The sequence below is a fragment of the Clostridium sp. genome, from assembly GCF_016650035.1.
Classification (GTDB): Bacteria; Bacillota; Clostridia; order Clostridiales; family Clostridiaceae; genus Clostridium_AD.
Genome location: NZ_JAENWM010000017.1, coordinates 23934 through 42259, shown reverse-complemented (window position 1 = coordinate 42259; position 18326 = coordinate 23934). Strand labels below are relative to the sequence as shown.

Annotated in this window: 20 protein-coding genes; 13 read left to right on the top strand and 7 right to left on the bottom strand. The window is 29.5% G+C overall.

Annotation, left to right across the window (positions count from 1 at the left end):
* The first annotated feature begins 125 nt into the window (after nucleotides 1-125).
* The 7 genes from spoIVB to scpB all read left to right on the top strand — a co-directional run bounded on the left by spoIVB (nucleotide 126) and on the right by scpB (nucleotide 6318).
* On the top strand, nucleotides 126-1325 hold the full coding sequence (gene spoIVB / locus JJD95_RS06115) for a SpoIVB peptidase (protein WP_291641392.1): 1200 nt from the start codon (nucleotides 126-128) through the stop codon (nucleotides 1323-1325).
* A gap of 196 nt (nucleotides 1326-1521) precedes the next feature.
* Nucleotides 1522-2337 carry a sporulation transcription factor Spo0A gene (gene spo0A / locus JJD95_RS06110; protein WP_291641390.1) on the top strand — a complete coding sequence of 272 codons (816 nt, stop codon included), beginning with the start codon at nucleotides 1522-1524 and terminating at the stop codon, nucleotides 2335-2337.
* A 151-nt stretch (nucleotides 2338-2488) separates the two neighbouring features.
* Nucleotides 2489-3139, top strand: coding sequence for a stage II sporulation protein M (gene spoIIM, locus JJD95_RS06105; RefSeq protein ID WP_291641388.1), 651 nt, complete (start codon nucleotides 2489-2491; stop codon nucleotides 3137-3139).
* The gene (locus JJD95_RS06100; RefSeq protein ID WP_291641386.1) at nucleotides 3136-3363 is read left to right on the top strand and encodes an endonuclease III; all 228 of its coding nucleotides are present in this window, start codon (nucleotides 3136-3138) and stop codon (nucleotides 3361-3363) included. Before spoIIM ends, JJD95_RS06100 begins: the two co-directional genes overlap by 4 nt.
* Before the next feature lie 200 nt (nucleotides 3364-3563).
* Nucleotides 3564-4745: a D-alanyl-D-alanine carboxypeptidase family protein gene (locus JJD95_RS06095; protein ID WP_291641384.1), complete on the top strand. Its 1182-nt coding sequence runs from the start codon at nucleotides 3564-3566 to the stop codon at nucleotides 4743-4745.
* A gap of 222 nt (nucleotides 4746-4967) precedes the next feature.
* The gene (locus JJD95_RS06090) at nucleotides 4968-5708 is read left to right on the top strand and encodes a segregation/condensation protein A (protein WP_291641382.1); all 741 of its coding nucleotides are present in this window, start codon (nucleotides 4968-4970) and stop codon (nucleotides 5706-5708) included.
* 1 nt (nucleotide 5709) lies between these two features.
* A complete protein-coding gene (gene scpB, locus JJD95_RS06085; RefSeq protein ID WP_291641380.1) occupies nucleotides 5710-6318 on the top strand; it encodes an SMC-Scp complex subunit ScpB in 609 nt (202 codons plus the stop codon).
* Between the two features lie 113 nt (nucleotides 6319-6431).
* Here scpB and ytfJ read toward each other — a convergent pair whose 3' ends face one another.
* Both ytfJ and JJD95_RS06075 read right to left on the bottom strand, forming a co-directional pair.
* Nucleotides 6432-6854: a GerW family sporulation protein gene (gene ytfJ / locus JJD95_RS06080; protein WP_291641378.1), complete on the bottom strand. Its 423-nt coding sequence runs from the start codon at nucleotides 6852-6854 to the stop codon at nucleotides 6432-6434.
* Complete coding sequence (locus tag JJD95_RS06075) at nucleotides 6847-7413, bottom strand: DUF2953 domain-containing protein (protein ID WP_291641376.1); 567 nt, start codon at nucleotides 7411-7413, stop codon at nucleotides 6847-6849. Before JJD95_RS06075 ends, ytfJ begins: the two co-directional genes overlap by 8 nt.
* A gap of 130 nt (nucleotides 7414-7543) precedes the next feature.
* Between JJD95_RS06075 and JJD95_RS06070 the strand changes: the two genes are divergently transcribed.
* Nucleotides 7544-8674 (top strand): D-alanyl-D-alanine carboxypeptidase family protein, encoded by a 1131-nt coding sequence (locus JJD95_RS06070; protein ID WP_291641374.1) that lies wholly within the window; start codon nucleotides 7544-7546, stop codon nucleotides 8672-8674.
* A gap of 338 nt (nucleotides 8675-9012) precedes the next feature.
* Here JJD95_RS06070 and JJD95_RS06065 read toward each other — a convergent pair whose 3' ends face one another.
* Nucleotides 9013-10611: a recombinase family protein gene (locus tag JJD95_RS06065; protein ID WP_291641372.1), complete on the bottom strand. Its 1599-nt coding sequence runs from the start codon at nucleotides 10609-10611 to the stop codon at nucleotides 9013-9015.
* A gap of 180 nt (nucleotides 10612-10791) precedes the next feature.
* On the opposite strand from JJD95_RS06065, the gene JJD95_RS06060 reads away from it, so the two are divergent.
* Nucleotides 10792-11016, top strand: coding sequence for a hypothetical protein (locus JJD95_RS06060; RefSeq protein ID WP_291641370.1), 225 nt, complete (start codon nucleotides 10792-10794; stop codon nucleotides 11014-11016).
* Nucleotides 11017-11064: 48 nt separating this feature from the next.
* Complete coding sequence (locus JJD95_RS06055; protein ID WP_291641368.1) at nucleotides 11065-13398, top strand: ATP-dependent Clp protease ATP-binding subunit; 2334 nt, start codon at nucleotides 11065-11067, stop codon at nucleotides 13396-13398.
* Nucleotides 13399-13439: 41 nt separating this feature from the next.
* On the opposite strand, the gene JJD95_RS06050 is transcribed toward JJD95_RS06055, so the two are convergent.
* On the bottom strand, nucleotides 13440-13910 hold the full coding sequence (locus tag JJD95_RS06050) for a phosphatase PAP2 family protein (protein ID WP_291641415.1): 471 nt from the start codon (nucleotides 13908-13910) through the stop codon (nucleotides 13440-13442).
* A gap of 3 nt (nucleotides 13911-13913) precedes the next feature.
* Entirely contained in the window at nucleotides 13914-14099 is a 186-nt protein-coding gene (locus JJD95_RS06045) for a hypothetical protein (RefSeq protein ID WP_291641366.1), read from the bottom strand.
* 174 nt (nucleotides 14100-14273) lie between these two features.
* On the opposite strand from JJD95_RS06045, the gene JJD95_RS06040 reads away from it, so the two are divergent.
* The 3 genes from JJD95_RS06040 to JJD95_RS06030 are packed head-to-tail and all read left to right on the top strand — an operon-like array spanning nucleotide 14274 to nucleotide 16966.
* Nucleotides 14274-15233, top strand: coding sequence for a sulfide/dihydroorotate dehydrogenase-like FAD/NAD-binding protein (locus JJD95_RS06040; RefSeq protein ID WP_291641414.1), 960 nt, complete (start codon nucleotides 14274-14276; stop codon nucleotides 15231-15233).
* On the top strand, nucleotides 15230-16507 hold the full coding sequence (locus tag JJD95_RS06035) for an FAD-dependent oxidoreductase (RefSeq protein WP_291641365.1): 1278 nt from the start codon (nucleotides 15230-15232) through the stop codon (nucleotides 16505-16507). The genes JJD95_RS06040 and JJD95_RS06035 overlap by 4 nt, the downstream gene beginning before the upstream one ends.
* A 48-nt stretch (nucleotides 16508-16555) precedes the next feature.
* Entirely contained in the window at nucleotides 16556-16966 is a 411-nt protein-coding gene (locus JJD95_RS06030; RefSeq protein ID WP_291641362.1) for a hypothetical protein, read from the top strand.
* A gap of 94 nt (nucleotides 16967-17060) precedes the next feature.
* Here JJD95_RS06030 and JJD95_RS06025 read toward each other — a convergent pair whose 3' ends face one another.
* Both JJD95_RS06025 and JJD95_RS06020 read right to left on the bottom strand, forming a co-directional pair.
* Entirely contained in the window at nucleotides 17061-17507 is a 447-nt protein-coding gene (locus tag JJD95_RS06025; RefSeq protein ID WP_291641360.1) for a MarR family winged helix-turn-helix transcriptional regulator, read from the bottom strand.
* Nucleotides 17508-17530: 23 nt separating this feature from the next.
* Nucleotides 17531-18076 carry a glutathione peroxidase gene (locus tag JJD95_RS06020; RefSeq protein ID WP_291641358.1) on the bottom strand — a complete coding sequence of 182 codons (546 nt, stop codon included), beginning with the start codon at nucleotides 18074-18076 and terminating at the stop codon, nucleotides 17531-17533.
* Nucleotides 18077-18326: the final 250 nt, after the last annotated feature.

The following is an 18326-nucleotide window of genomic DNA, read 5'->3' as shown; positions in this document are numbered from 1 at the left end:
TAATTTATCATAAATTAGTTTATAATTTATTTCTTTGACTATTATTGCATTAATATTATAGCATAATGTAGGTAGATTGAGGGTAACTTAAAAGCATAATTATACCGGGAAAGGAGCTAAAGCTTATGAAAAAAAGACCAAATAGAATATGCTGGATTATTGCACCACTATTAATTATCTCTTTTGGTACTTTATTTAAAAGTCCTAGTAAAGCTTTTGCTATATATTCAAGTCAAATCATTAAAATAAAACAAGCTAATTACAATAATTGTATTAGCTCGAATTTAAACCAAAGAGATAGTGATGTAGAAGTGAATTTGAAAGAATTTACAGGAGTTAATTCAATCCCTCTAAAAGATAGTAAAGAAATAATGATTTATCCAGGAGGAGCACCTATAGGTGTTAAACTCAATACAAAGGGTGTTTTAGTAGTAGCATTATCTGATATTGAGGGGGTTAAAGGTAAAATACAAAGCCCTGCTGCAAGTGCAGGTATACAAATAGGAGATAGCATAATAAAAATAAATGATATTGAAATAAATAGTGCTGAAGAAGTAACTAGATTTGTAAATAGAGAAAAAAATTCAGAGCTTACTCTTAAAATACTGAGAAAAAATAATACAGATCATTTTGAAGTGAAAGTTAAACCAGTTACAGATTCTAATGATGGGAAGCAAAAAATCGGACTTTGGGTAAGAGATTCAACGGCTGGAGTGGGTACATTAACTTTTTATGATGATAAGACTAAAAAGTTTGCAGCTTTAGGACATCCAATAACAGATACAGATACTGGTACTATACTTAATGTTAACAATGGTGTAATTATATCGTCTAATATTGTTTCGATAAAAAAAGGAACAAAAGGAAATCCAGGAGAATTAAGAGGCCTTTTTGTAGATGAAGATAAGATTAAAGGACAAATAATGAAAAATACAGAATGTGGTATATTCGGCAATGGAAATAAAAGTCTTATAAATAATAAATTCAATAAGCCTATGAAAATAGGGTTAAAGAATGAGATTAAAGAAGGAAAAGCTCAAATTATAACAACCATAAATGGAAACGAACCAGAATTATTTGATATAGAAATTCAAAAATTATTAAATCAAGATACATCAGGATCTAAAAGTATGATTATTAAAATCACAGATTCAAGACTTTTAGACAAAACTGGAGGTATAGTTCAAGGTATGAGTGGTAGTCCAATAATACAAAATAATAAAATAATTGGTGCTGTTACCCATGTACTAATTAACAAACCTGATATAGGTTATGGGATATATATAGAGTGGATGTTAAAAGATGCGGATATTTTATCGGAATAACTAGCATTATTTTAAAAAAAAGGGTAAAATAGAATTGTGGGTTAAAGGATAGCAATTGCTATCTTTTATTTTGCAAATAATACTAAATAATCACTTATTTGTAATTTTTTTAATAAAAAGAAGGAATTGAATTTCTTTTGTCGAATTAATAATTTGTTAGTAATTGGTAAATTTATTTGTGAGGGGGATTTATAATATGGAAGAATCTAGAATTAGCGTACTTATTGCAGACGATAATAAAGAATTCTGTAATATTTTAAATGATTATTTATTAAGCCAAAGAGATATTATGGTTACAGGTATTGCAAAAGATGGAATAGAGGCTCTTAAGTTAATAAAAGAGAGAAAGCCGGATTTGGTGGTATTAGATATAATAATGCCTCATTTAGATGGTCTTGGTGTGCTTGAAAGATTGGGTAGCATGGATATTGACCCAATACCTAAAATAATAGTATTATCTGCTGTAGGTCAAGATAAAATAACTCAAAGAGCTATTAGTTTGGGAGCAGATTATTATGTAGTAAAACCTTTTGACATGGATGTTTTCACAAAACGAATTAGACAAATGTTTAATAACACCATATCTGGTGATAGCAGTAAAAAATCCATTTCTTATGTTGATGAAAATGAACCTAGAAAAAGTAATCGTAGTGGACCAATGGACTTAGAAGCTGAGATTACAAGTATTATTCATGAAATTGGTGTTCCAGCCCATATTAAGGGATATATGTATCTAAGGGAAGCAATTACTATGGTAGTAAATGATATTGAATTATTATCTGCGGTAACAAAGGAATTATATCCATCTATTGCTAAGAAATTTAATACAACTGCAAGCAGAGTTGAAAGAGCAATAAGGCATGCTATAGAAGTAGCATGGGGACGTGGTCAAGTTGAAACTATAAATAAAATATTTGGTTACACCATACACAATGCTAAAGGTAAACCAACTAATAGCGAGTTTATAGCTATGGTTGCCGATAAGTTAAGACTTCAAAATAGAGTTAGTTAATCAAAATAATATAACCTATGCGCTTATGCGCATAGGTTATATTATTTATAAACTAATGTTAAAACAACTATGCATATAAACCTCTTTGCTATCATAAATATGAATAAAGTTATTAATAAAAGTAACGTTATTAACAAAGGGGGAAAAAATTATGTCATCTAATACTTTATTAAGCAATATAAACAAACATATACAACAAAATTTTTGGTTGTATATGATAAGTATTCTTTGTGTGCTTACAGGTATAATTTTAGGAATTTATAGTGTGAAATACATGGGAGATTATGAACGAAATGATTTATTGAATTATTTGACTAATTTTACCAATCCTTCTAATACAGGGGGGATTAGTTATAAATTAATATTTATACAATCAATTAAAAATAATCTGCCTGTGATTATTTTTCTTTGGTTTTTAGGTTTAACTATTGTAGGATTACCAGTAATATTAATAATCGATGTATTGAAAGGATTTACCGTTGGATTTACATTTAGCTTTATGATTAACGGGATTTCAAAAAATGGTATTGGAATTGCAATCCTTGGGGTACTGCCTCAAAATTTGATCTATATACCCTGTATTATTTTTGCATCGGTAGTATCAATGGAATTTTCTATAATGCTAGTTAAGAATAAATTTAGTAAACAATGGACAAGTAGTATATCTAGCAAAATTATATATTATAGTGTTATATTTATTTTGATAATAATATTATTATTTATAGGGATAATTATAGAGTCCTATATCGCTCCATATTTTGTTAAAAAGCTTATTAATAGTTTAGGAAGTATAATACTATGAAATATAAAGAGTTATGGAATTTTACGATTTTAACAGTAAAATGTTTTATAATTTTACTGGCAATGGGGATTTTAATGCCTAAAGCTGTAGATTTCTTGCTTCATAATTTAATAAATAATACAGAAATCTATAAAAATAGTATTGCTGTTTACAAGTTAGTAGATTTAAATTATAAACTAGTTTACAATTATATTCTTAAATTTTACTTGTTTTTCAGAGTCTAAATAGCTTTAAAATAAAACTCCGCTTTCATTAATTATGAAAGCGGAGTTTTATATATTATTATTTTTAATTTTGAAAAATATAGTTATAATATTATGGCAATTGGGTAAAAATAATGTTATGAATTTGAAGCAAGTAGGCAAACTTTTGTAAATCTTGTCTACTTTGAACGATACAAGAATGTAATATGAGGAGGATCCATATGAAGAAAAACATTAAAATTGCATTATGTTTGATTTTATCATTAATTGTTACTGCTCAGATTTTAACTTTGTCAGTTTTGGCAGTAGAAGAAAATAAGGATAATAAAGGAATTGTAGTGGAGGCGAAGTCGGCTTTGTTAATGGAGCCATCTAGTGGCAAAATAATCTACGAAAAAAATGCTCATGAAAAGTTTGCACCTGCGTCAGTAACTAAAATAATGGTTATGTTATTAGCAATGGAGGCAATAGATAGTGGTAAGGTTAAATTACAAGACAAAATAACTATAAGTGAAAATTCTAAAAAAATGGGTGGAAGCAGCATGATCCTGGATACAGGGGAGATTAGAACTGTAGAAGAAATTTTAAAAGGAATTGCCATTGCATCTGGCAATGATGCTGCTGTAGCTATGGCAGAGTATCTAGGTGGAAGTGAAGGTGGTTTTGTATCAATGATGAATGCAAAAGCACAAAGCCTTAATATGAAAGATACTGCTTTTAAAAATTGTACTGGGCTAAGTGCAGAAGGACATTTCACCTCTGCCTATGACATCTCAATTATGTCTAGAGAACTTTTGAAACATCCTAAAATATTAAAATATTCAGGAACTTATATGGAAACTATTTCAGAGGGAAGAAAAACTCCAATTGGTCTTGTTAATCATAATAAGCTAGTTAGATTTTTTGACGGATGTGACGGACTTAAAACAGGATTTACAAATGAGGCAAAATACTGTATATCTGCAACTGCAGTTCGGTCCAATGTAAGAATGCTTGCAATAATTATGGGCGCACCAACTTATAAAATAAGAAATAGTGATGCTAGTATGCTAATGAATTTTGGGTTTTCTAAGTTTGAAACTAAAAAAATAATAACCAAAAATGAAGAATTAGAAAAAATACCACTAAATAAAAAAGGTGACAAGTTCCTAATAGCAAAAGCAAAAGAAGATTTTAACATAACACTTGAAAGAGGTAACAAAAATGAAGTTACTAAGAAGTTTATTATAGATAAAGAATTAAAAGAGTATAAGAAGGATAGTCCAATTGGATTTTGTGAAATATACGTTGATAGTAAATTATCTGGTAAGGTTGTTATATACAGCGACAGGGACATTAAAAAATCTGGAGTATGGGATAATATTAAGAATAATTTAATAGACTTATTTGATAAGGCAATTTAAACTACGACTATTGTATGGCATTAATATAAAAGATAAGCTTCCAAACAATTAATTATTTGTTTAGAAGCTTATCTTTTATAGTGCAATCTATTTTTAATTTTTAAATTATACTCACTAGTTATTTTCCAAAAGATGCATTATAATTAGGATAACTTGCAGTAAAGAAATTAAAGCGAATTTGTAATTTCTTTACAATTAAATTTTTATTAGGAGAGAGTGTACATGCCATTAAGTATAAAAATAACTAATTTTGAAGGCCCATTTGACTTGTTATTACATCTTATTAAAAAAAATGAGATGAATATCTATGATATTAATATCTTTGAAATTACAAATCAATATTTAGATTACCTAAAAAGTATTGCGGAAATGGATTTAGAGGTAACATCAGAATTTATTGTTATAGCTGCAACATTAATTGAAATTAAATCAAAATATTTGTTGCCCAAAAATAAAGATGAGGTTAGTAAAGAGGAAGAAAATGATATAGAGATGGATTTATTAAATAAATTAATAGAGTATAGAAAATATAAACTCATAGCTCAAAATCTAAAGATCATGGAACAGGATGCAGGTATAATGTTTAGTAAAAAACCTGAAATAATAATAGAAGATACCTATAACATTGTGGAACCGGATTTTTTAAAAAATATTACAATGCTGAATTTATACGATTTGTATAATAATTTAATGTTAAACTATATAAATAAAATGAATACTGATAATATTATAAATAAAAAAATTAAAATGGAGGAATATAAAATAGAAGATAAAATGGAAGAACTTAAAGAAAAGGTTATTTTCTTTGGGAAAATTCATTTCACAAATTTAATTATTGGATATTCATCAAAATTAGAGGCTATTGTTACCTTTTTAGCTCTACTTGAGCTGATCAAAATTAGTGGTGTAATAGTAATTCAGGAAAGTAACTTTAAAGATATACATTTAGAAAGGGTAAATTAATATGGATGGAATAAACATTAAACCGATAGATATTGAAGAAGTTTCTACTAAAAACATATATTTTTCTATTATTGAATCTCTGCTCTTTGTTACGGGAGAAGCACTAAAACTAACTGAAATGGCAAATATTTTAGAATGTAGCATAGATTTTACAAGGCAATTAACAGATGAATTAAGAGTAAAATACGAAGAAGATAATAGGGGAATTAAAATTATAGTAACTAATGATGAATTTCAATTTGTTACAAAATCTTGTAATAGCGAATATGTGCAAAAATTATTAAAAACAAATATCAGACAATCACTATCTCAGGCTTCCCTCGAAACACTAGCAATAATTGCATATAAACAACCAATAACGAGAGTGGAAATAGAGGAGATAAGAGGTGTTAAAAGCGATAGGGGTGTCTATACATTATCAGAAAAAAAATTAATTAAAGAAAGTGGTCGGAAAAATGTTCCAGGAAGGCCAATTATTTATGTAACCACGGATGAATTTCTTAAACACTTTGATTTTAATAGTCTTCAAGATATGCCTTGCTTAGAAAGTTTTGCGGATGAAAATTCAGAGAGTGATATTGATACAGCTAAGACGACCCAAACAGTTTAGGTATTTAACTAAAATGACTTAGGTACAAAGTTATAAACCCCATCACAGTAAAGTTTTTCATTAAAAACTTTACTGTGATGGGGTTTATCAATTAAGAATTATATTATAAGCAATTATTCATCAAAATCTTCTTTATCATCGTATTTTGATTTTGTGTTACCTTTATCTTTAAACATTCCCTTAATAATATCGATAATTTGTGGTACTGTATCAACGATTTTATCATATGTATTTTGCTGATCTACAGATAAAAGTCTTATTGAATCATTTTTGACTACTAAAAATGCAACAGGTCTTACAGTGACTCCAGCTCCAGAACCACCTCCAAAAGGATATTTAGCGTTTGAATCAGAATGCTTAACGCTATTAAACTCACTACCTCCAGATGCAAAACCAACACATACTCTAGAAATGGGAATAATTGTAGTTCCATCTAGTGATTCTACAGGATCACCTACAATGGTGTTTACATCTATCATATCCTTTATACTTTCCATGGTGCTTCTCATTAAATTTTCAATTGGGTGACTATCCATGTACATTTCCTCCTTTATATTTTTGTGAATTGATTTTCTTATGTCTTATGTTTATGCTTTTAAGGCAAATTAACATTAGAATTGACATATATATAATTTTTGCTAAATTGGTATAAATTATACTGGAAATTTCAATACTTAAATTTTTTTCTTTGAAATAAGGAATAACTTTGTGATCTATATTTTTTATCTTAACAAAATTTAACAATAATAAATATAAAAGACTATATGTCGAATGAATTAATCCAAATAATATAGCTACAAGTGCAGCGTCATCAAATCCATATTCTAGTTTAGTGGTTAAGGTTAAAGTAGGCTTGAATTTTAAACTCATAATTTTATTTATAATTAATTTTATGTCGATAAAAGTATAAGATTTCTCAGTAGTGATTTTTTGTTTTTTTGCTGGATTATTTTTCTTGCTTTTTTTTGCTTTTAGTTTTTTATTGTATATAAAAATTTCTAAAATTTTCTTTGAGTATTTGAGAGTTATTTTAATAGGAATTGGAAATAATATAATTGTTAGCGCAATAACAAACACTAGTATACTTACAAACATCACAACCTCCCATAATAATGAATACCTAATAACTGGTATTATGCCCAAAAATCTATTAAAAAATCAATAATAATTATTATTTTTTTATAGTTAGTAATTCAATTAAAAATAATTTAAAAGAGGTGCGGTTATGAAAAAGAAATATAAAATATCAATATCATTGTCTTTAAGTTTATTTTTTTTACTCACAACCTTAGCTCAAAATGTGTATGCTGATGATATATACATTGATGCTGTAAGTGCTATAGCATTAGACGCAGATTCCAAAATTGTTTTATATGAAAAAAATGCATACACTCCCATTGAAATTGCAAGTACTACAAAGATTGTAACAGCTCTTGTGGCAATAAAATGTGGCGATTTGAACAAAAAAATAACTATATCTGAAAAGGCAGCAAGCATTCGTGGATCAGAAATAGGATACAAAAGTGGAGAACAAATAAGCTTAAAAGAACTATTATATGGCTTTATGTTAAGGTCAGGAAATGATGGAGCCATTGCAATAGCAGAAGGAATAAGTGGAAGTGTTGATGAGTTTTTAAAGCTTATGAATGAGTATGCTTTAGAAATTGGACTTCTAAACAGCAATTTTGAGTCTCCTCATGGACTTGATAGTACTAATCATTATTCTACTGCATATGATTTAGCTCTAATTACTGCAAAGGCAAAAGAAATAAAACTTTTTAACGATATAGTGGGCTCTAAAGATATTGATGCAAAAGAATATAATTTCACTAGAAGTTATCATAATATAAATAAAATTCTATATCTTCTACCAAATTCTACTGGAGTGAAAACTGGGTATACTGGGAAGGCAGGAAAATGTTTAGTAACTTCTGTAACCATTAATAATAGAGAAGTTATTATAGTAACTTTGAATTGTACACCTAGATGGAAGGAAACCGAAAAGATAAGTAAATATGTTGAAAAAAATTATGAATATAAAAAAATAATTAGTAAAGATGATATCTTGGAACGATTTGCTATAAAAAACGGAGCCAATAGTGTTGAAATAGTAAGTGAAAGAGATATTATAATTCCAGTAGTAAAAGATTCGAAGATTGAAGCTAAGATTAAAAAGCCATTGTATGACGTTTATGCACCGATAAATGAAGGGGAAAAGGTTGGTAGGGTAGATATATACCAAAATAGTAAACTTCTATTTACGGAAGCACTAGTAGCTAAAAACGCTGTTCAGAAAAAGAATTTTATAAAAGATAGGTTCAGTAAAATCAAGAGTTTCTTCCTTCAAAGTAAGTAGTGTATAGATATTTTAGTGCCTTTTGTGTATGAGTTAATAAGTATAGAGATTATTGTTTGATTTGTAACAATTTTATGATTTTTATATATTTTAATAGTATAGTGCATTGGAGGTAATAATGATGAGTTACGAACCTTATGATTGTATTGATGTAGGAAGTGAATTTTGTGCTAGCTACACTAAACTGCGACACCCAGTTTAGTGGTTTAACAACATTTCAGAAGGAAAGTCTCCCACTTCTATAAGTGGGAGTTACATGCTATAACAAATAAAAAACTTTAGTGGGTGTATAAGTCTCCTTCTGAAGTTGTTAATATTGTAGCTTCGCAGATGATGATTTAATTTAAAGAAATTAGATTTATTAATACTTCACCTTTTGCACCATCCCAAAATATTGAGTTTACAATATTATTAATTAAAAGTCGTTTATTATTAAAATCTAAGAGATCGATAATATCCAAAAAATTATTTGAGGAAGTAAAAAAAATATTTGAATTATTATTATCTTTATTATATTCATAGGAACTTGCTTTTAAAATTTCATATTTATGTGTTAATTCTTCTAATTCATTTCCCAATTTATAAATTTGAGGGCTTATATATTTGGAAATGTCATTCTCTAAAGATAAATGATTTACTAGAACGTCAATTTGGTCTTGTTTTATCTTTATTTGTGTTGGAAGACTAGTTATTTCGCATTGCAGGTCGACGTTTTTAAGGAGTTCGGATTTTATAATAGTTAATTCTTTTAATAAAAGAGTCTTGTCAATAGTCATACTTTTTAAATAATCTATAACTATAATTTCAAGTTCATCTACACGGATATTAGGATTATTACATCGAAGGCCCCTTGAATAATCTTTAGTACTGCAGACATAATACTGAATTTTTTTATTGGTTTCTGAACTAATATGACCATGTTTAACAATCATACTCTTACCACATTTAGAACATTTTAAGGTTCCAGTAAGTAATGCAGAAGCAGAGGTGCCAAGTCTTGGAGCTTTGTTTTTATTTTGGTCTAGTATTTGTTGAACTTTAAGCCAAGACGTGCTAGCAATAATCCCTTCATGGAAGGAAACAGCTGCAATCCATTCCGTTATAACTCGTTTAGTTCGGGTGCCTTTACTTTTGTTATAAGTTAAAATACCATATTTTTCATTAGTGTTTCCAATGACATTCATGCCAATATAATCAAGATATTTCATAACATCTTCATTTGCTCTAACATAAAGAGGGGTTCTCAATATGAGTTGAATTCTTTTCTTAGTAAAGTCAGCACCATATTTTGTTTTGATGTTATTTTTAAAAAGGTAGATAAAAACTTGGTTAATAGATTTATATTCTAAATATTTATCATAAATAATTTTCACCACTGCTAACTCTTTTTTTATAGGTGACAAACCATACATGTTTTTTTCTTTGTGATCGAAATCCAAATATGATATTTTCTTACTTTCATAACCTAGAGGCGTTTGTCCACCGAGCCATCTTCCGGTTTTAGATAGTTCTAACATATTATCGCGAACTCGCTCGCCAATAGTTTCACGTTCTAACTGTGCAAAAACTGAGGAAATATACATCATGGCACGTCCCATAGGTGTTGAGGTATCAAACTTCTCGTTAACACTTATAAAGCTTATGTGTAAACTATCCAGCTTTTTTATAAGAGTAGAAAAATCAGATATGTTTCTACTAATTCTATCAAGTCTATAACAAATAAGCACCTGAAATTTATTTTCTTTTGCATCAACAAGCATTTTTTGAAATTGAGGCCTTTTTATATTTTTTCCTGAAAAACCTTCATCCTCGTATATTATAAATTCATTAATGCCTAAATGTGTGCCTTCATGCCTACATAGTTCAATTTGGTTTATAATTGATTCTCCACTTACTGTAATCTTTGATTTTCTGGAGTATATAGCTGCTATTTTCAATTTACACACTCCTTAACAATTGATTTAAAATACTAAGAGTTACAAGATAAACATATGTGTCTTAAAAAAATAATATTACGTAAAAAAGAATTTAACTAAATATATTTATGTATATACATTTTGTAACACTGAAATTCATGCAGCATACTATAATATAATAGTTTACTTGGGGGAGAATAAATGAAAGTTAAATCTACGATTATATCAGAATTAAATGAAGAACAGAGGGAACTTTTGACTCAGCAGTATACAAGGATTATTGCAAGAATAATAGCTTCAAAGCTTTCGCTACAAGAAATAAACGAATTAATAGAAAAGCTAATGAATGGTGGTGTTTTATTAATAAAAAAGAAACAATCTGAATATACGAAGCAAATTCTACTAAAAGATGATATACTAATATAACATTATATTATAGTATTAAATACAACATAAAATATGGAGATGATTTATATGAAATTATGTGATATATGTAAAAAAAATATAGCAATGATTTTAACATCAAAAGTTGAAAATGGAAAAACTGAAACAGTAGCTCTATGCATGGAGTGTGCTAAGAAGAGGGGCATCCCTGTAATGGATCAACTAATGCAACAAGCGGGAATATCCTCTGATGATATTGAAAACTTAAATGATCAAATGGGTAATATGTTTAAAGGCATGAATTTGGAAGATATGAACTTAGAAGGCATGAACCTTGAGGATTTGGATATTTCAGATATGGATGATGAAGAAGGTGAAGGAAAAAAATCAATTGGAAATGTTTTTAGCGGTTTATTTGGAGCTAAAGATGAAAACAAGGATTTTGTAGAAGATGAAGTGGAGGATACCCCAAAGAGTAAACAATCGGATGATGATAAATCAAAGAAAAGTTGGTTTAAAAAGAAGAGAAAACACTTAGATACATATGGGATAAATCTAACAAATAAAGCAAATCAAAAGGGTATAGATAAAGTTATAGGAAGGCATAGTGAAATTGATAGAGTGGTACAAATATTAAATAGAAGAACCAAAAATAATCCTATATTAATTGGAGAAGCTGGTGTAGGTAAAACAGCTATTGCAGAGGGGTTAGCAGTGAGAATTGCGGAAAAGCAAGTTCCAGAAAAATTATTCGATTCAGAGGTTTATCTGCTTGATCTCACCGCTGTGGTTGCAGGTACACAGTTTAGAGGACAATTTGAAGGCCGTATGAAGTCAATTATTGAAGAAGCTAAGGAAAGTGGAAATATTATATTAGTTATTGACGAGGTACATAATATAATGGGTGCGGGTGAAGTTCAAGGTGGTTCAATGAATGCAGCCAATATTTTGAAACCGGCGTTAGCTAAGGGAGAAATACAAGTCATTGGGGTTACTACATTAGAAGAATATAGAAAATATATAGAAAAAGACGCGGCCCTTGAGCGAAGATTTCAACCAGTACTAGTTGAAGAACCAAGTATAGATGAGACAATAGAAATCTTAAAGGGAATCAGAGTATACTATGAAGAGTATCATAAAGTTAAAATATCTGATGAAGTAATACGGGAAGTCGTAAATTTATCTGAGAGGTATATAACAGATAGATTTCTTCCAGACAAAGCTATAGATGTTATTGATGAAGCGGGTTCTAGAGCTAATTTAAAAAACAAAGGTCTTGTGGAACTAGCGGGACTCAAAGAGGAATTAGAAGAAATTAAGGCATCACAGAAAGAAGCAGATGATACTGCGAACTTTAAAAAAGCTGCAGAATATAAAACGAAATTTTGCAAAATAAATGAAGATATTAATGAAATTGAAAAAACATGTAATGAAGTTCAAATTACATTAGAGGATGTTGCTTTTGTCATTGAGTCATGGACTAAAATTCCAATTCAGAAGATTACAGAAAAAGAGGCTAGCAAGTTATTAAATTTGGAGAGTAGGCTACACAAACGAGTTGTAGGTCAAAATGAGGCTATTATTAGTTTATCAAGAGCAATCAGACGCAACCGTTCGGGATTTAGAAAAAAGAAAAAGCCCTCTTCTTTTATTTTTGTAGGACCAACGGGGGTCGGAAAAACAGAGCTAGTTAAAGCACTATCTTGTGAACTTTTTGGAAGTGAAGAAGCATTAATTCGTATAGATATGTCTGAATATATGGAAAAACATACAGTTTCTAAGCTGATTGGTGCACCACCAGGATATGTAGGCTATGATCAAGGTGGTCAGTTAACGGAAAAGGTGAAAAGAAAGCCTTATTCAGTAATTCTTTTAGATGAAATAGAGAAGGCTCATCCGGATCTATTTAACATGCTGCTCCAAATTCTAGAAGACGGAAGACTAACGGATAGTCAAGGCAGAACTGTTTTCTTTGAAAATACCGTAATAATAATGACATCAAATGCAGGGACTCAGTTTAAAACAAGTGGCATTGGTTTTGTTCAAGATAATTATGATGTATTATCGGCGCATGTAAAGGATGCTTTAAAAGAAACCTTTAGGCCGGAATTTTTAAATAGAGTAGATGAAACGATTGTATTTACCCTACTTGAAAAGCAAGAACTTCGAAAAATAGTTGATTTAATGATTAAAGAAGTAGTCGATGAGGCACAAGAAAAGAATATTACATTGGATGTGTCAGAAGAGGTAAAGGATTTTATTTTAGCAACTGGATACGATGAAAAATTCGGCGCAAGGCCACTTAGAAGAACTATTCAAAAATATATTGAAGATGAGATAGCAGAACAATATCTTAAAAACGAATTTAGAGCGGGATCAAAAATATCAATGGGGTTAGTAAATGGTAAAGTTGTTATAATATAAACCAAAGGCTGCTGAAAATTTTCAGTAGCCTTTGATTTATGTTATTGATCAATATTTTGATTGTGAGAGCTAAGTGATTTATTGGAATTATATAATTTGTAGTGGACTTCTATATAATTAGTGCAATTCAAAATCACATCACATAAAATTATTGCAAAAAATATATCCATTATAACATGTTGTTTTACAAATTCAGTGGAGATGATAATAAGAAATCCAACTATGTTAACTGGAAATTTAATCCTTTTAATAGCATCAGTTGCATTAATTCCTTTCATAGCTAAGTATGCAGTAATTACATGAATGCTTGGGAAACAATTAAAAGGCGCATCAGAATTATAAGTAAATAAAATAAGTTTAGAAAATATGTCATCTCCTGTAACAAGAGGCCTTGGAACAGTTGTTTGAAAAAAGTAATAAGTTATAAAAGTAACAACATAACATAAGCACAAGGTAATCATAATCTTATAATAAACACTTCTGTTTTTGTAACATAAGTAAACAAAACAAATGGCTTAGAAAAACCATAAAGTCATATAGGGTATTATAAATATTTTTATAAGTGGTAAAACTCTATCTAAATCAGTAGTTAAATCGTAAACTCCTCTTTCGGTATTATTTAGGCCCCAATAAAACAAATTAGAAAGTGGAACACATCCAATAAGTATTAGGGGCAATAATTTCTTAAAAACAATCTTCAATTAATCAATCCTCTTTTCAAATATAAATTTTTATCTCAAAGATTAGTTTAACCCAGAATTATAGTGTTTTCAATATTTTTTATGGAGGTTTATATAATATTATGTCAAAATATTAAAACTAAACAACTGTATCATTTATAGATTATACTTTTACACAAAAAATATCGCACTTTGGTGTCTCAACCATGTCCTTGCCATCTGGCAGAAACAGGAGATTGTATATTATGTTCACAGCTAGCAGGAAAAAATTTTTGTGACTGTGGTAACTGGAATGGAGTATGTATATATCAAGAATATGCTTCAAACAATTACAAAGCTAAAGAGGGTAGAAAATATTATAAGTGGGAAATATTAGAAAAAACTAGATTCGAAGATGATATTATTATACTCACGCTACAAGGTACACAAAAATTAGTAAGTGAATTAGTTCGTCCGGGAAGCTTTATTTTTATGAGAAGACCAGGCGCAGAAACAAGTTTTGATACACCAATATCTATAATGGATACGGATACTAGAAATAATACTGTAACTATTGCTATAGAGCTTAAGGGAGTTAAAACCAAAGCGTTAGATTTGTTAAATAAAGGTGAAGATATGCTTGTAAAAGCACCATTCTGGAATGGTATTTTGGGACTTCAAAACATATATACAATAAAAAATAGCAAATGTTTAATTGTAGCAAGGGGTATAGGTCAAGCGCCAATGATACCAGCACTCAAGCATTTATATTCAAATAATAATGAGATTATAGTTGTGCTTGATAATACGCCTTATAAAAATAGTTTTGTGAATGGGTATCTAGATAAATATGCTTTAAAAACTATACAGGTAAATACTATATGCAGTGGTAGAATTACAGAAGAATTCAATAACATATTGAATGAAATAATTAAAGATAATGATATTAGATTAGTACACTGTGATGCAGCAGACGTTTTAAATTATGAAATGATGAAGACTGTAGAAAATATAGATGAAAACATTAAATTTTCTTGTTGTAATAATTCTAAAATGTCTTGTGGAGAAGGCGTATGTGGCTGCTGTACAAGAAAAAATAATGATCGTAAATTAAGAAGGCTTTGTAAAATGCAGACAGAACCTAAATATGTATTAGAAGGGAGGAGAATATTTTGAAGGTTATCATAATTGGCGGTGGATGGTCTGGTTGTAGCGCAGCAATAATAGCGAAAAAAGCTGGTGCTACGGTTGCATTATATGAAAAAACGGATATGCTTTTGGGGCTGGGAAATGTAGGTGGCATTATGAGGAATAATGGAAGATATACTGCTTCAGAAGAAATGATAGCACTGGGGGCGGGAGATTTAATACATTTGACGGATGAAAATAGCAGACATAAAAACATTGAATTTCCTGGGCACAAAAATGCCTGGCTTTACGATGTAAATAAAATTGAACCGGCAGTTGGAAAATATTTAAAAGCTATGGATATAGAAATAAACCTTATTACGAGAGTAGTAGATGTTGAAAAAGAAGGTAATAGCATTAAAGGAATATATTTATCAGATGGTAAATATATTGAAGCAGATGTATTTATAGAAACCACAGGTTCTACAGGTCCAATGGGTAACTGCTTAAAATATGGCAATGGATGTGTAATGTGCGTGTTAAGGTGCCCAGCTTTTGGTCCAAGAGTTAGCATAAGTTATAGAGCGGGTATTGAAGACTTAAAAGGAGAAAGAGAAGAAGATGTATATGGTGCTTTTAGCGGTTCGTGTAAACTAGCTAAGGAATCACTAGCTGATGATATTATAAAAGAGCTAGAAGCAACAGGCGTTGCTGTTATAAAAGTTCCGGAGGAAGATGTAAATTTAGGAAAACTTAAACTAAAGGTATGTCAACAGTATGCTCTTAAAGAGTTTGCAGAAAATATAGTCCTATTAGATACAGGTCATGTTAAACTTATGACTTCATATTACCCATTAGATAAACTAAGAAAAATTAAAGGGCTTGAAAACGCAAAATATATAGATCCATATGCTGGTGGAAAGGGGAACTCTATAAGATACTTATCAGTAGCCCCAAGAACAAACAGTATGAAGGTTGTAGGTTTAGATAATTTATTCTGTGCAGGAGAAAAAGGCGGATTATTTGTAGGTCATACTGAAGCTATTATGACGGGGGCTTTAGCAGGTCAAAATGCTATAAGGAATTACCTAGGAATGCCTCTACTTATATTGCCAAGGTCACTAGCTGTTGGAGACATAATAGCTTATGCTAATGAAAGAATAGAAACTAAAGAAGGAAGAGCAAACAGATATACATTTGCAGGAGCAGAGTATTTTAAAAGAATGCAGGAGGTGGGACTTTATACCTTGGATATAGAGAAAATAAAGGCTAAAGTAGATAAATTAAATTTAACCAATATATTTAATGAAAAACTTATATAGATTAAATTTTAGAAGTATATTTTACTAAGTAATACAAACAATACTTTTATGTGGAAAAAATTTATTATATATGGATTTTTAGGTCTGTTGGCAGAAGTATTGTGGAATGGTTTTGGAGCAATGATTAAAGGAGATATATTACTGAGGGGCACCACCTGTATCTGGATGTTTCCTATATATGGTCTTGCTGTATTTCTTGAACCTGTACATTATAGGATAAAACATCTTCCGCTTATTGTGAGGGGAGGCATATATATGGTTATTATATTTGCAGTAGAATTAACTTGCGGACTGCTGCTTAGATTAGTTTTAGGTTCGTGCCCTTGGAACTATGTAAATAACACTTTGTCAGTATGCGGAATAATTACACTTAGTTATGCACCAGTGTGGATTGTGGTTGGGCTCATATTTGAAAAAATACATGATACTATAGTCCATATTGAAAGGTGTTTATGGTAATTTTAAATTAGTTTAGACTAGATAATCACAGGATAAAAAACTACATGCAGTAAGCAAAATGTAAAAAATACATTTTATCTACTACATGTAGCTTTTATTTACATTTATTTTGCACACCTAAATAAAGTAATAGTGAATTAATATCTTCTTTTATTAAATCTGCATTTTTGAGTGAAAGTCCTGTAGAGCAAAGAATTTTGTTTGGTATTTTAAGAGCTTTTTTCTTGAGGGCTACACCGTCGGAAGTTAATGTAACATATACATTTCGTTCATCAACAGTATCTCTAATCCTTTTTACTAGGTTCATAGACTCTAATTTTTTAAGTAGTGGAGTTAATGTTCCAGAGTCAAGGTGCAATTTTTCTCCCAGAGTTTTCACGGTTATATTATCTTTTTCCCATAATACTAAAAGAGAAATATACTGAGTATAGGTTATACCAAGTTCCGCTAATATTGGTTTGTATAATTTTGTTATTTCACGGGAACAAGCATATAAAGCAAAGCATAATTGGTTTTCTAATTTAAGAGCTTCATCATTCAATGTTAATCACTTCCTATGAATTTTTAAAGTGAATTTTTAATTGATTGTTCTATGTCCATTGGTTCTGTAGGTGATTCGAACCTCTCTAAAATGTTTCCTTGTCTGTCTATCAAAAATTTAGTGAAATTCCATTTAATAGAATCACCCACTAAATTTTCAGGGAATTTTTCTTGCAAGATACCATGTAGTCTCTTAGCACCGGGGTTATTCATGTCAAACCCTTGAAATGGAGATTCACTCGTTAAATATTTGAATAATGGATCTGCATCGTTACCTTTAACGTTAACTTTTTCTGAAAGTGGGAAAGTTACTCCAAAATTAATTTCACAAAACTTTTTAACATCATCATTATTTTCTGGTTCTTGTTCTGCAAATTGATTGGATGGGAAACCTAGTATTTCTAAACCACTAGCATTATATTTCTCGTATAGTTTTTGTAAATCTTTATACTGAGGTGTAAAACCACATTTACTTGCAGTATTCACAATTAACAATACCTTGTCTTTGAATTGGTCTAGCGAAGCATCCTCACCATCTATAGTTTTAAATTTGAAATCGTAAATTTTCATAATATAATAATCCTCCTTAAAATATAATTAAAAATTAATTTTGGTAAATTTAAATGTATTAAATTAAATTGTGTACAATTAATTTAAATTTACCAGGTTAATATCAAACTGTCAAGTACTTATTATTTATAAATGATGAGTATTTTATTCATTTATAAATGATGAGTATTTTATTCATTTATAAATAATAAAGTATTATTGTTGTTTTAAAGTTAAATTTATGATAAAATAATACAAAGATAATAATTAT

What these genes read in the sequence shown, in the direction of transcription:
- scpB (WP_291641380.1), top strand. Translation starts at nt 5,710, where the DNA reads ATGGATGGAATAAACATTAAACCGATAGATATTGAAGAAGTTTCTACT.
- JJD95_RS06075 (WP_291641376.1), bottom strand. Translation starts at nt 7,413, where the DNA reads ATGTTTGTAAGTATACTAGTGTTTGTTATTGCGCTAACAATTATATTA.
- JJD95_RS06090 (WP_291641382.1), top strand. Translation starts at nt 4,968, where the DNA reads ATGCCATTAAGTATAAAAATAACTAATTTTGAAGGCCCATTTGACTTG.
- JJD95_RS06070 (WP_291641374.1), top strand. Translation starts at nt 7,544, where the DNA reads ATGAAAAAGAAATATAAAATATCAATATCATTGTCTTTAAGTTTATTT.
- JJD95_RS06030 (WP_291641362.1), top strand. Translation starts at nt 16,556, where the DNA reads ATGTGGAAAAAATTTATTATATATGGATTTTTAGGTCTGTTGGCAGAA.
- JJD95_RS06055 (WP_291641368.1), top strand. Translation starts at nt 11,065, where the DNA reads ATGAAATTATGTGATATATGTAAAAAAAATATAGCAATGATTTTAACA.
- ytfJ (WP_291641378.1), bottom strand. Translation starts at nt 6,854, where the DNA reads ATGGATAGTCACCCAATTGAAAATTTAATGAGAAGCACCATGGAAAGT.
- spoIIM (WP_291641388.1), top strand. Translation starts at nt 2,489, where the DNA reads ATGTCATCTAATACTTTATTAAGCAATATAAACAAACATATACAACAA.
- JJD95_RS06095 (WP_291641384.1), top strand. Translation starts at nt 3,564, where the DNA reads ATGAAGAAAAACATTAAAATTGCATTATGTTTGATTTTATCATTAATT.
- JJD95_RS06020 (WP_291641358.1), bottom strand. Translation starts at nt 18,076, where the DNA reads ATGAAAATTTACGATTTCAAATTTAAAACTATAGATGGTGAGGATGCT.
- spoIVB (WP_291641392.1), top strand. Translation starts at nt 126, where the DNA reads ATGAAAAAAAGACCAAATAGAATATGCTGGATTATTGCACCACTATTA.
- JJD95_RS06060 (WP_291641370.1), top strand. Translation starts at nt 10,792, where the DNA reads ATGAAAGTTAAATCTACGATTATATCAGAATTAAATGAAGAACAGAGG.
- spo0A (WP_291641390.1), top strand. Translation starts at nt 1,522, where the DNA reads ATGGAAGAATCTAGAATTAGCGTACTTATTGCAGACGATAATAAAGAA.
- JJD95_RS06100 (WP_291641386.1), top strand. Translation starts at nt 3,136, where the DNA reads ATGAAATATAAAGAGTTATGGAATTTTACGATTTTAACAGTAAAATGT.